Here is a 13186-nt window from a genome sequence, read left to right on the forward strand (position 1 = left end):
ATCTTCCTGCTGCGGCGCAAAATACCCTTCATGCCCGTTGAGACTTTCCTCACATGGAGGTCAAGCTGATGGCCGAAGACACGGTTCTTGCCCCAAAGACAAAATTGAAACCCAAGCTGGAGCGGCCAAAGCTCTACAAGGTGATCCTGCTCAACGACGATTATACGCCGCGCGGGTTCGTGACGATGGTGCTGAAGGCTGTCTTCCGGATGAGCGAGGAGACTGGTCTTCGCGTGATGATGACGGCGCATCGGCTCGGCTCCTGCGTGGTCGTCGTCTGCGCCAAGGATATTGCGGAAACGAAAGCGAAGGAGGCCGTGGACCTTGCCAAGGAGGCGGGCTATCCGCTGATGTTCACCACGGAGCCGGAGGAATAAGGCCTCCCTTACTCCTTCGGTCCGAACATCTTCTTCAGCATATCGGCCATCGGGCCCGACGTCGGCAGGTTGGGTTTTCCGGCGTTGCGAGCCTGGCGGATATGCGACTGGCCGGCAGGCTTCGGGGGCTGAGGCTGTTTGGCTGTCGCTTTCTCCGGCTCCGGCTTGCCGCCGACCGCAAGCGTCAGCTTGTTCATCAACTGCGAGTCCTCGCCCTTGACCAGCATTCCGGCATTGTCGGCGATCGCGTCCATCAGCGGCTCCAGCCAGACCTTGTCCGATTTGGCGAAATCGCCCAGCACATGCCCGTGAACGAGTTCCTTGTTCCCCGGATGGCCGATGCCGATGCGCAGGCGGCGATAGTCCTTGCCGCAATGGGCGTCGAGCGACTTGATGCCATTATGGCCACCATGGCCGCCGCCGGTCTTTAGGCGTGTCCGGCCGGGCGCAAGATCGAGTTCGTCATAGATGGCGACGATATTTGCGGGCGTCAGCTTGTAAAAGCGCATCGCCTCGCCAACGGCTTCGCCCGACAGGTTCATGTAGGTCTGTGGCTTGATCAGCAGAACCTTCTCGCCGTCGATCTCGCCTTCCGAGATCAACGCCTTGAATTTCTTCGACCATGGCGAAAAGCTCGCCCGGCGCTGAATGGCGTCGACGGCCATGAAACCGACATTGTGGCGATTGCCTGCGTATTGCGCTCCGGGATTGCCGAGGCCAGCAATGATCAACATTGAAACTCTCCGTCTTTCTGCGCCTGTTCACCACCGCGAAATGACGGCACTGTCAACGTCTATATGTCTATTTTGCCCATAAACGGAGAGGCTTCAGTCCGTAACGCGTGAGGATCTCATCCTGGCTCTTTTCGCGGATAAGTGCATCTAAAGCCTCCTGCATGCGGGTGATGAGGGTATCGGGCATCTGCTTGTTACACGCCAGACCGAGGTGGTTTTCTGAGAACGGCAGCGCGATTTCTACCGGTTTGCCCTCCGATTTCAGCTTTTCATAGATGTTCTCCGACATCGGCGCCATGTCGATCCTACGTTCAAGGAGCTTGTTCAGGGTGATCCCGAAATCCGCGCTCAGGTCGATGGCCGGGAAAGCTTGCTCACGCAGAAGCGTCTCGGTGAAGTCGGCTCGATGTGTGCCGATCGTATAGCGCCTGGCTTCTTCGATCGTGCGAGGTTTTACCGGTGAGCCGGCCAGTCTAACCAGGACATAGCGGTTGATGCTGATAGGGGTCACCCATTTGAAGCGGTTCTCTCTTTCCGGAATGCGAGCCGCGGAGAAAACGCAATGCATAGGTTGTATTTCGGCCAGGGTGATAGCTCGCGCCCATGGCATGATTTCCATCGTGAAAGGGATATCGGCCTTTTGCATCAGCATCTCGACCTGCTCGATGCTGGAACCATGATAGGTCCCATCCGCATTGCGATAGGCGAATGGAGGATAGGATTCTGTCGACAGGGTGACCATACTCTGCGCCAAGGCCGATGTGGCGGCTCCCAACACGCTGAACAGTGCAATCATCGCCTTCATCGCGGGCCTCCGAAATGTTGCAGGAAGCTTCGTGTCCAACCATGTCGTCCCGCCGGTCAACCGGCGAGAGACGCCTTGCTGGGGTGTCCGGAGAAATCCGCCAGCAGATCATTGATCTCGCGTGGCCGGGAGAAATGATATCCCTGAGCGTAATCTACGCCGATCTGTATCAGTTGATGCCGTTGCTGTGCCGTCTCCACACCTTCGGCCACGACCTTGCACTTCATCTTGTGAGAGATGGTGGTGATGCCTTCGATCAGCATCCGGCTTTTCCTTTCCACGTCAGTTTCGCCGCCGAGCAGCGACTGTACGAAGGATTGGTCGATCTTGACGATATCGACCGGGAACCGGTTCAGATAACTCAGGGATGAATAACCTGTGCCGAAATCGTCTAGCGCGATGCGGCAACCGAGATCGTGGAGTTCGGAAAGGGTTCTACGGATCTCCGGGTCGTCATGCATGAGCACGGCTTCGGTGATTTCCACCACCAGGCGCGCAGGCGTGATGCCGCTATCAGCGAGGAGGCCGGTTAGGCGAGACGAAAGGCCACGCTCGAACTGCAGAGGCGAGAAGTTTACGGCGACATAGGTGTTGCCCAGGCAGGGAAGGCGGGACACGCGATTGAGATTGGCAAGAGCATCCTCGAGGATGAGATTGCCGATCGCTGCGATCGATCCGTTTTCCTCCGCCACGCTGACAAGCGGGCCTGGAGGGAGAAGGCCCTTGCGTGGGTGGCGCAGGCGCATGAGCGCCTCGAAGCCAACGGGCAAGCCGGTTGCCATGCCCACGATCGGCTGGAAATGTGCCTCGAACCAGTTGGCCGCTATGCCGACTTCGATGTCGCTTTCAATCTCCGCCTTTTCCCTCGTTCTGGTCAGGATGGCAGGATCATAGACCTTTGCGCCATTCTTGCCGTCGCGTTTGCGGGCATACATGGCAAGATCCGACTTTTGCAGCAATTCGGCGGCGGTTGCTGCGTGCTGCGGGTAGAAGGCGACGCCGACGCTGGCGCTCAGCCTTATGCTCGTTCCTTCAATGCGGAAAGGAGCCTCGAACATGTCGATGATCTGCTGGCAGAGTTCGGCGCTACGGCTTTCGGCATCCTGGCCTGCAACCACGATTGCGAATTCGTCTCCGCCAAGCCTGGAGACGGTGTCCGTTTCGTTCAGCATAGGCTGCAGCCTTGTGACGAACTCCTGCAGAACCAGGTCGCCCGTCGCATGGCCGTGATTGTCGTTGATCGCCTTGAAGCGATCGAGGTCAACGAAAAGGCAGGCCAGCTGCGTGGCCGTCTTATCCGCCTCAACGATATGTCGATCTAGAGCCGCCTCGAACCCTTGTCTGTTCAACAGACCCGTCAGGTGATCCGATATCGCCTGCTGATGGTTGCGGAACTCCGACTGCTTCAATTCCGTCACGTCGGTCATGACGCTGAGCGAGCCGGCGAGATGGGTCGTGGTTGCGCCAAGATCCGCTTCGGCGATCAGCACATCGAGAATGCGACCGTTCTTGCACAGGAAGCGAACCGTGATTTCAATGGTGACGCATTGGGCTTGGGCGTGCCGTCTCCGGTTTTCAAATGCCGCTCTGTCGGCGGCGAACAGAAAGTCCGAAAAATGGTGGCCGATGACCTCGTCACGCTGGTAACCCGTCGCCAGCAGCCAATAGTCACTCACGGCGGCGACAGTGTCGCTTGCCGTCAGGGAAAACAGCATCGCCGGGGTAAGGTTGTAGATTTCTATTGTCTGCTGATGCGCCCGTTTCAACTCCCGCTCTTCACGTTCCAGCAGAAGCTGCATTTCGTTGAAACTCTTGGCCAGTCTGCCCATCTCATCGGTGGAACGCCAGTCGACGTGGTGGCGCGAGCCAAGCCTGCGGGTTGCTTCGATCGCAGCGGTCAGTCGTGTGAGGGGGCGAACCACCATGATCCGATTGCCGAATACGGCTGCTCCGAAAACCGTCAGAATCGCAATGATGAAGATGGAGATGAAGGCGAACTCGATTTGATGAAGACCGGAAAACCAGCCGGCAGCCGGGACGTAGATCGTTAGTGCCCCGACTTCACGCGGTCCTTGCAGAGATCGGTAAGTCACAGTCTGGGTGCGTGGCTCAAGCGTATTCAGGTCCGGTGCGCCAGGTTTTGTTTCGAAGACGTTGAGCTTGCCTGTCGTGTCACTGATCTGGACGGCGTGGACCATCTGATCCAGCAGGATCATCTGAGCGACCTGGCGGATGCTGTCGAGATCCAGGTCCCAGAGCGGCTTTCCGAGCGCCTGAGTGTTGCTGTTCATCACGACATCGACATGTTCGCCGATGCTCTGGGAGGCCTGCTGGGACGAGAGAGCGAGGAAGAGCGTAAAAAGTGGGGCAACGACAACAAGAAGCGCGCCAGATATTATGGCAATGAAACGACTCTCAACCGAATGAGTCATTTGTTTTCCCCGGCTCAATATTGCTCTTTATAAAATCTCACCCCGTATTCCCGGCTATTCTTCCACTCAAATGTTTAAACTTCCCTGACGCATGCGTCGAAATATTATAGGCGCAAGAGTAATTGACTTGGCAAACGACAAAAAGCCCGCCGTGAGGGCGGGCTTCGATAGTTTTCGATGAAGAACGAATCTTATTCTTCGGTCGGGGCGTCTGCGATTTCTTCCTCAGCAACGCCGGCTGCCGGAGCAACGAGAGTTGCGATCGTGAAGTCGCGATCGGTGATGACCGGGCGAACGCCCTTCGGCAGCTTGACAGCAGAGATGTGGATGCTGTCGCCGATCTTGGCGCCGTTGAGGTCAACGGTGATGAATTCCGGGATGGCGTTGGCCGGGCAGAGGAACTCGACCGTGTGACGGACGATGTTCAGGACGCCGCCCTGCTTGATCGCGGACTTGTCTTCGTTGACGAAGTGAACCGGAACGTCGACGGTGACTTCGGTGTTGCCGGAGACGCGCAGGAAGTCGACGTGCATGGTGAAGTCACGCACCGGATCCAGCTGGTAGTCCTTCGGCAGAACGGTGATCTTCTTGCCATCGAGATCGATGGTGGCAACCGTCGTCATGAAACCGCCGGCGTGAATGCGCTTGGTGACTTCATTGGTGTTGAGGACGATAGAAATCGGAGCCTGCTTGTCACCGTAGATGACTGCAGGGATAAAACCGTTGCGGCGAAGTTCACGGGAGGACCCCTTACCGACCCGTTCGCGCGCCTCGGCCTTGAGCTCGTAGCTTTCGCTCATGGCATTTCCTTTCGAGGTTATTGGAGAGTTTCGCCGATCAGGGTTGAGCAGTCGAAACTGGAAGGCGCTAAAAACGCATTCCATCCGCGTTGCCTCCAAGGGTGTCTACGCGGACGCGCCCCTATAATACGGTAGCCCCTGCAAGGCAAGGCTTTCCTGAAGATGACAAGGTGTTTTGTTCTACCTTACGCGGTAGCGAAACTCCCTGATCACCCAGGGTAGGCGGTCCTTGCCGGGTTGTTAAGGACGTTTGTCGTCCGCAGTCTAAAAAAGACGCAGCTCAATAAGATTTACTGGATTTGTTAAGTGGCGAATTGTCAGAAGCTGGTTCAGTCTTAGGGAATTCCACCATGTATGCTGTCGCCAACTGCCTCGTCCTTGAACATGATCTGGTTCTTGTTCTCGTGGCGGGTGTGCTTTGCTTCCTGTCCAATCTCGCCACGGTGTCCTTCATCGGGCGAGCGCGCGAGACGCATCGAGTGGCACGGCTCACATGGGCGGCTGTTGCAGCCGGTGCCGGCGGATTCGGTATATGGTCGACGCATTTTGTCGCAATGCTGGCCTATGATCCTGGGCATGTCTTTCGCTTCGACCTGACCCTGACGCTCATGTCGCTCGGGCTTGCCTTCATCGCGACATTTGCCGCAGCATCCATCGTTCTCGTTATCCCGACGCGCTGGGGTGCGACTGCTGCGGGTGTCGTATTCGGGGCAGGGGTCTCATGCATGCATTTCACCGGCATGTCGGCGATCGAATTCGCCGGGACCATCGTCTGGGCGCGGCCTCTGGTGATCACGGCGATAGCAGCGGCGATGGTGATGGCTCCCATTGCTTTCGTGCTTGCCAGGGGGCGGGGCATCAAGGCGGTGGTCATGGCCGCCGGCGTCCTGTCGCTTGCAATCGTGTCCATGCACTTCATCGCGATGGGCGCTGCGAGCCTTGTTCCCGATCTTGCCTCGACGATTGAGGTCGGCTCCTTGTCGAAGCCGCTGATGTTGTCGACGATCATCATCGTTTCGCTGTCGCTGATCGGTTCGGGCAGTGCGGCGGCACTGGCATCGGGACGGGCGGCGCGGTCTTCGCGCGCCAGCGAGCGCAATTTCCAGTTTCTCGTCCGCGGCGTCACGGATTACGCGATCTATATGCTCGATCCTGACGGTGTGGTGACCAACTGGAATGCCGGCGCTCAGCGCGCCAAGGGCTACACGGAGACGGAAATCGTCGGCCAGAATTTCGCTCGTTTCTATTCGCGCGAGGACCAGGCGAGTGGCATGCCGGAGCAGGCGTTGACGACGGCGCGGGAGACCGGCCGGTTCGAGGCCGAGGGCAAGCGCTACCGCAAGGATGGGACCTGGTTCTGGGCGCATGTGGTGATCCAACCCGTGCTCGATGATGACGGCCAGCTTGTCGGATATGCCAAGATCACCCGTGATATTACACGGCAGAAGGCGGATAGCGACCGGATCGCTGCCGTGACCCAGAATCTCGACCTTGCGCTCGAGAACATGAGCCAGGGGATTTGCCTGTTCGACAGGAATGAACGCCTGATCCTGTCCAACCGGCGTTATCGCGACATGTTCGGTTTCCCGGAAGGTTTCGTCACGCCGGGCATTTCCTGCAGGGAGCTGTGCCACAGAGGTTTCGAGATTGCCGCCGGGGATGATCCGAGCGTTCGCGCACGAGCCGAACAGCAATATAACCTCTATATCAATACGATGAGATCCGGGCAGCGCATCATGCTGCACAAGACTCAGGACGGGCGGACAATCCGTGCTGCGATCAGTCCGCTTGCTGATGGTGGATGGGTCGCAACTTTCGAAGACATTACCGAGCAGGTTCGATCGGAGGAGCAGATCGCCTTCATGGCAAGGCATGACAGCCTGACGCGATTGCCCAACCGGGTCGCCTTCCTCAGCCACATGGAGAGCGAGGTGCTGCATGCGCAGCGCAGTGGCGACCATATGGCGGTTGTCGGTATCGATCTCAACAGGTTCAAGCAGATCAACGACCAGCTTGGACATGCCGTCGGTGATTCCGTGCTGAAGGAAATTGCCCGCCGCATGCTTCAGGTCATCGGCCCGAACCAGGTTTTCGCCCGCTTTGGCGGCGACGAATTTGTGGCGGCGATCCGGTATAACGATATTGCCGAGGTCAATGCTTTCCTCGATCAGATGATGGGCGAGTTCAATCGCCCTATGGATATCGGAGGGCACAGGTTGAGCACGGGCGCCAGCATGGGCGTGGCGCTCTACCCGAACGACGGCAGGTCGCCGGAAGTGCTGATCGCCAATGCCGACCTTGCCATGTACCGGGCAAAGGCGTCGCTGACCGGTGAGGTCTGCTTCTATGACGTCGAGATGGACGAGGCTGCGCGTGATCGCACAAAGATGGCGAAGGAATTGTGGGCGGCCATCGATGCCAAACAGCTCTATCTGAATTACCAGGTGCAGAAATCGGTCTCGACGGGAGAGATTACCGGTTACGAGGTGCTGCTGCGCTGGAACCACCCGGAGCGCGGGCTTGTTTCACCGGCTGAATTCATCCCTGTCGCTGAAGAGTGCGGCGCCATTCTGCCGATCGGCGAATGGGTGTTGCGCGAAGCCTGCAAGGAGGCGGCGCGCTGGCCTGTCGGACATAAGGTGGCCGTCAACCTTTCGCCGGTCCAGATCGCGCATACGGACATGCCGGCGCTTGTTCACGCGGTGCTTATAGAAACAGGCCTGGCGGCGAGCCGCCTGGAACTGGAAATCACCGAAAGCTCGATCTTCAGTGACAAGCAACGTGCGCTTCATGCGCTTCGGGCGATCAAGGCACTCGGTGTGTCGATTGCCATCGACGATTTCGGCACCGGCTATTCGTCGCTTGAAACGCTGCAGTCCTTCCCGTTCGACAAGATCAAGCTCGACCGCAGCTTCCTTGCCGATGTCGAGCGTAGCGAAGAAGCGAAAGCGATGGTTCGCGCTATCCTCGCACTCGGTCAGGGCCTGCGCATCCCCGTGCTTGCCGAAGGGGTGGAGACCTCAAGGCAACTGGATATCTTGAGAGAAGAAGGTTGCCACGAGGCGCAGGGCTATCTTTTGGGGCGGCCGATGGCGATCGACAAGCAGTTGCTGGTTGACGCGGCTTAAGGCGCCCTGAAGCGCCCATGAAAGCCTCGCCTCGCTTTGGGAGGCAAGCTGATCCCTTCCTTTACCGCGATCCTTCTATCGCCGGGATTCGCCGCCCGGTGCATAGACGGTCTTCTGCTCAAAGCGGAACTTGAAGCCGCAATCGCCGCAGCGGACCATGTATTTCTTCGGGTCGGTCGAGGCGAATTCGGTGCGAAAGCTCTTCGGCAGTTCGTCGATGCGGAAGTCCCTGTTGCCCGCACGTTTGTCGTCCGTTTCGGAGACTTCGGCGAAACCGGTATTGCCGCACTGTGAACATTCAAGTTTTCGGGAATAGCGGTCGCGTGAGGCCATTCGAATCTCCTTCGTATATGGCCCTACATAGTCAACGGTTTGTGCGAATGCAAAACGCCGGGATTGGTGTCCCGGCGTTTCTTATCTGGTCTTTCACGCTCAGCCCCGGCGGCATTCGCCAGAGGAGATGATGCTGGCGCCGGCATTGTTGGCCTCGCAGGCATTCGGGAATGTCTGTTGCCTGCGTCCGTTCTGACCGCAGACCGGTCTGTATTCGCGGGTGCAGATGCCGCCGGGTTGCGGGCGGCCGGGATTGCCCGGTCTGTCCCAATCCGGGCGATCCGGTCTGCCGGGACGGTCCCAATCCGGTCTGTCAGGCCGCCCGGGACGGTCCCAGTCCGGACGATCCGGCCTGCCTGGGCCTCTGCATTCGCCAGAACTGACAACGCGGAAGCCGCGGGCGCTGGCCTGGCAGGAGTTGCCGAAAGTCTCCAGGCGTCCGCCACGTTCGCCGCAGACCGGGCGGTAGTCCATGGTGCACATTTGTGGTCCACGATCGGGACGGGGAGGCGGATAATAACCTCCCGGACCGGATGGTGGCCCGCCTTCCACGCAGGCAGAGAGAAGCGGCAGTAAAATGAGAAGCGGCAGCTTGGCGGCGTGCCTGGACATAAAAGACATTGGTGATTCCTCCCCGTTGAATTGAGGTCAATCTAAAGCATCGGGCCGAAAATCGATATCGACTTTCGGCCCGGCTGAAATATTCGAAATTGTCTGTCTAATGGATACGGATCAGTCGAACAGGCTGGAGACGGAGGATTCCATCGCCGTGCGGTTGATCGCTTCGCCGAGCAGGTTCGCGGTCGAGATGACGCGGATGTTCGGTGCGGACTGTACCGCCGTCGTCGGCTGGATACTGTCGGTGATGACCAGTTCCTTCAGCTTCGAAGACGAGATACGGGTGACCGCGCCGCCGGAGAGAACGCCATGAGTGATATAGGCCGTGACGCTGGTCGCGCCGTTCTTCAGCAGGGCCTCGGCCGCATTGCAGAGCGTGCCGCCCGAATCGACGATGTCGTCGATCAAGAGACAGTCCTTGCCGGTCACGTCGCCGATGACGTTCATGACTTCCGATTCACCGGCGCGTTCGCGACGCTTGTCGACGATGGCGAGCTGGCAATCGAGACGCTTGGCCAGCGAACGGGCGCGCACCACGCCGCCGACGTCGGGGGAGACGACCATGACGTTGTTCAGATCGTAGTTTTCCTTCACGTCGCGGGCCAGGATCGGCACGGCGTAGAGGTTGTCGGTCGGGATATCGAAGAAACCCTGAATCTGGCCGGCATGCAGGTCGAGCGTCAGAACGCGGTCGGCACCTGCCTCGGTGATCAGGTTGGCCACGAGCTTGGCCGAGATCGGCGTACGGGGGCCGGCCTTGCGGTCCTGTCTGGCATAACCGAAATAGGGAAGCACCGCGGTGATGCGCCGTGCGGACGCTCGCCGGAACGCATCGATCATGATGAGCAATTCCATCAAATGATCGTTGGTCGGGAACGACGTGGACTGGATGACGAAGACATCCTCACCGCGCACATTTTCCTGTATTTCTACGAAGATTTCCTGGTCTGCAAAACGCCTTACGCTGGCTTTTCCGACTGGGACATTGAGATAGCTGCAGATCGCATCGGCGAGATGCCGGTTCGAATTGCCTGCGAAAACCTTCATTTCGGTCCGCCTGTATTGAAGCTGGATGTGGGCCTTTTACCGCCGCTGCCTTTGAATGCAAGAGCGTTTTCCAAATGCACACGCAATTTTATGAACGAACTGTGACTGGAGGGCCGAAATAGCCACCATTCACAGCCTTGGAGCCTGCTCTCGCCACGCGAGATACCCGCTTATCGTCTTGTCCGCAACCGCCTGCATGACAGAAGGTGGAATTGCCGCCCATGGATCGTCACCCTTGGCCGGCAAAGTCTCCTGTCCCTGCATGCGGTGAAGGCGCTCGCCGGCATTGTCGAGCACATCCCAGACATAGACGATCGTCACCTTGCTGTCGTCGCTGAGGGCGGAAAAATAACCTTTTAGAATATGTGGGGTGCTCGCGTCTCCCGAGGGGCGGATCGTCAGGCCGCTCGACCGTGCCGCGACCGCCAGCTGACGGGAGAGCGGCGTGACCGCCTCGACCGGTGCGCCGATGATCGGCAGAAAGCGGATGGTGTCTCCACCGGCTACGGGCGATGGCGATGCCTGAGTGGAGGGGACTTGTGACGCGTCCTGCCCCTGCCAGTCCGGTGGTGGCCCGGAGGAAGACGGGGAGACTGTGCTGCCGCTTTCCAGCGCATCTGCCTGGGCCTCCAGCGTGTTGCGCGGCGGGTTGGCACTTGCCGTCGGGCCGAGCGGCTCAGACCGGATGGGTTCAGAGTAAGTGCCGGCCATGCGGTCGGTATCGTCCTGGGTTACGAGCGATGACGAGCGTTCAGTGCCGCCGCCGACATCGACCTGAGGCGTCAGGGCGTCGGTGGTGTTGCAGGCGGAAAGTCCATTCGTGATGGCAAAAAGCGCAGCGATACTCCAAGATCCCGATCGCCTCACCCAGTTACCTCTCTGACACCCGCCTCCGGTCAACTTAGTGGCGGGCTTTCGCGCGTGTCAATTGCGGGATCTGACGCGGTCAGCAGACGATGAGGTCAAGACCGCGGCGGGAGAGCGGTTCGGGCGCAGCGTCCGTGGTCAGATACGTATGGCCGAGGGTCATCGCCGTGCCGCTGTCGGAATCCATGATGATCATGTGGACGAAGAGCGTCATGTTGGGCAGGATTTCCTGCGGATTGCCGACATGGAACATCTGCTGCTCCATCCAGGACGGCGAGAAGCGTGCGCCCAGCGAATAGCCGCAGGCATTCAATCGGTGACGCGACAGGCCGCGTTCATCGAGGATGCGGGCATGGGTGTCGAACACGTCGCCGAAAGTGTGCCCGGGGCGGAGGACCTCCTCGATTGCCTGAATGGTTTCCAGGCAGGCCTTGTAAAGCTCGCGATGGCGCAGTGACGGTTCTCCGATCACCACGGTGCGCATCATCGCGGCATGATAATGGGCGGAAGCGCCGGCCCATTCGAGCGTCAGCTGGTCATTGGCGTCCAGCTTGCGGCGGCCGGCCTTGTATCGGCACAAAAGCGCGTCCTCACCGGAACCGATGATGAATTCATTGGCCGGGTAATCGCCGCCGCCGGAAAATACGGCCCCCTGCATGGCTGCAAGAATGTCTGCTTCATCACCGCCCGCTTTGATCAGCGGAAGGGCAGCATCCAGCGCGTCGTCCGCCAGTTCGGCGGCATGCCTTGCATAGGCGATTTCGGCCGGTCTCTTGATCAGGCGAAGGCCGCCGACAAGATAGGAAGCATCGATCAACTGACCGAACGTGGTGAGTTGGTGGTCGAGCAGGCGTGCGGCGCGGCCCGTCATGCCATGGGTATCGTATTCGATACCAATCCTTGCGCCGAGCAAGTCCATGTCGCTCAGAAGGTTTTTCAGGTCGAGCGTCGGATCGGCATTCACCCGATCCACCCAGACGACGATATTCTCTATGATCGAGGTCTGGCGTGCCTGCCGCAGGTCCGCAGAGCGGGTCAGCAAGGTCATCGAGCCGTCTGCCTTGACGATCAGCGTCTGAAAAAAGCAGTAGCCGAACGTATCGTAGCCGGTCAGCCAATACATGCTTTCCTGGGCGAAGAGCAGCATGGCATCGAGTTTCTGCTCCTGCATTTCGGCCAGAAGGCGGTTCAGGCGGGCGGAGTATTCATCGCGTTCGAAGTGCAAGGCCATTTCAATCCTCCCGGATCGCAATTGCTGAAATCTGGCGGCCGTAATCCGGCTCTTTTGCGTGCGTGGTACGTCGATAGGAAAAGAAACGTTCGGTATCGGGATAGGTGTCGAGGTTCAGATTTTCGGCGCGCACGCCGGCATCGGTCAGGCGCTTGATGGTCAGCGACGGCAGGTCGAACATGGCATGATGCTGATTGACCGACGGTGTGAAGAAGATCCCATTGGCCGGATCCATCGCTTGGAAGTTGGAGACGAATTCCGGCCCCACTTCATAACTTTTCGGGCCGATGGACGGGCCAAGTACGGCGGTGATGCGGGCGCGATCCGCACCCAGAGAGACCATGGCCTCGATCGTGTTTTCAAGGACGCCGTGGAGCGCGCCTTTCCATCCAGCATGGGCCGCCCCGATGACGCCGGCCTCGGCATCCGCAAACAGGATCGGACCGCAATCGGCGGAAAGGACGCCGAGCACGATGCCCGGTACGTTCGTCACCATCGCGTCGGCCTTCGGGCGTTCGCTTGCTGCGGATTGTTCGTCGACGATCACGACATCGGGTGAATGGACCTGATGCACCGTTGCCAGCCGCTCCAGCGGCAGATCGAACCATGCGGCAACGCGGGCGCGATTCTCGATCACCCTGTCGCGGTCGTCATCGGAGCCTATGCCGACATTCAATCCTGCGTAAATCCCTTCGGAAACGCCGCCTTTGCGGGTAAAAAAGCCGTGCCGGATGCGTGCACCTGCTCGTTCGCGCAGCAATTCGCTTTCGATCGGCAGAGGCAGGTCGTTATTCGGCATGTGCGTCCATCCTGT

The 13186-nt window shown here is 59.0% G+C and carries 12 protein-coding genes; 2 read left to right on the forward strand and 10 right to left on the reverse strand.

Annotated features, from left to right (window positions below; genetic code table 11):
• The first annotated feature begins 53 nt into the window (after positions 1-53).
• Positions 54-377, forward strand: coding sequence for an ATP-dependent Clp protease adapter ClpS (clpS, locus tag JNB91_RS01790; RefSeq protein ID WP_430736230.1), 324 nt, complete (start codon positions 54-56; stop codon positions 375-377).
• An 8-nt stretch (positions 378-385) separates the two neighbouring features.
• Here clpS and pth read toward each other — a convergent pair whose 3' ends face one another.
• The 4 genes from pth to JNB91_RS01810 form a co-directional block, all read right to left on the reverse strand.
• On the reverse strand, positions 386-1111 hold the full coding sequence (gene pth, locus JNB91_RS01795; protein ID WP_220323794.1) for an aminoacyl-tRNA hydrolase: 726 nt from the start codon (positions 1109-1111) through the stop codon (positions 386-388).
• A 67-nt stretch (positions 1112-1178) separates the two neighbouring features.
• Positions 1179-1916, reverse strand: coding sequence for a substrate-binding periplasmic protein (locus JNB91_RS01800; protein WP_223218005.1), 738 nt, complete (start codon positions 1914-1916; stop codon positions 1179-1181).
• Positions 1917-1972: 56 nt separating this feature from the next.
• Complete coding sequence (locus tag JNB91_RS01805; protein ID WP_220323795.1) at positions 1973-4348, reverse strand: putative bifunctional diguanylate cyclase/phosphodiesterase; 2376 nt, start codon at positions 4346-4348, stop codon at positions 1973-1975.
• Positions 4349-4539: 191 nt separating this feature from the next.
• Positions 4540-5148 (reverse strand): 50S ribosomal protein L25/general stress protein Ctc, encoded by a 609-nt coding sequence (locus JNB91_RS01810; RefSeq protein ID WP_220323796.1) that lies wholly within the window; start codon positions 5146-5148, stop codon positions 4540-4542.
• 350 nt (positions 5149-5498) lie between these two features.
• Here JNB91_RS01810 and JNB91_RS01815 point away from each other — a divergent pair, with 350 nt between their 5' ends.
• Positions 5499-8276: a bifunctional diguanylate cyclase/phosphodiesterase gene (locus tag JNB91_RS01815; protein ID WP_220323797.1), complete on the forward strand. Its 2778-nt coding sequence runs from the start codon at positions 5499-5501 to the stop codon at positions 8274-8276.
• Between the two features lie 75 nt (positions 8277-8351).
• On the opposite strand, the gene JNB91_RS01820 is transcribed toward JNB91_RS01815, so the two are convergent.
• The 6 genes from JNB91_RS01820 to pgeF all read right to left on the reverse strand — a co-directional run bounded on the left by JNB91_RS01820 (position 8352) and on the right by pgeF (position 13171).
• The gene (locus tag JNB91_RS01820; protein ID WP_220323798.1) at positions 8352-8609 is read right to left on the reverse strand and encodes a hypothetical protein; all 258 of its coding nucleotides are present in this window, start codon (positions 8607-8609) and stop codon (positions 8352-8354) included.
• Positions 8610-8708: 99 nt separating this feature from the next.
• Positions 8709-9230 (reverse strand): Kazal-type serine protease inhibitor family protein, encoded by a 522-nt coding sequence (locus JNB91_RS01825; RefSeq protein WP_220323799.1) that lies wholly within the window; start codon positions 9228-9230, stop codon positions 8709-8711.
• A 111-nt stretch (positions 9231-9341) separates the two neighbouring features.
• The gene (locus tag JNB91_RS01830) at positions 9342-10274 is read right to left on the reverse strand and encodes a ribose-phosphate pyrophosphokinase (protein WP_112505055.1); all 933 of its coding nucleotides are present in this window, start codon (positions 10272-10274) and stop codon (positions 9342-9344) included.
• A gap of 129 nt (positions 10275-10403) precedes the next feature.
• Positions 10404-11141, reverse strand: a complete 738-nt coding sequence (locus tag JNB91_RS01835) for a hypothetical protein (RefSeq protein WP_223218006.1) — start codon at positions 11139-11141, stop codon at positions 10404-10406.
• A gap of 79 nt (positions 11142-11220) precedes the next feature.
• Entirely contained in the window at positions 11221-12372 is a 1152-nt protein-coding gene (locus tag JNB91_RS01840) for a M24 family metallopeptidase (RefSeq protein WP_220323800.1), read from the reverse strand.
• Between the two features lies 1 nt (position 12373).
• Complete coding sequence (pgeF, locus tag JNB91_RS01845) at positions 12374-13171, reverse strand: peptidoglycan editing factor PgeF (RefSeq protein WP_220323801.1); 798 nt, start codon at positions 13169-13171, stop codon at positions 12374-12376.
• Between the last annotated feature and the right edge of the window lie 15 nt (positions 13172-13186).

The sequence above is a fragment of the Aliirhizobium wenxiniae genome (assembly GCF_019511445.1).
In the GTDB taxonomy this organism is placed as follows: Bacteria; Pseudomonadota; Alphaproteobacteria; order Rhizobiales; family Rhizobiaceae; genus Neorhizobium; species Neorhizobium wenxiniae_A.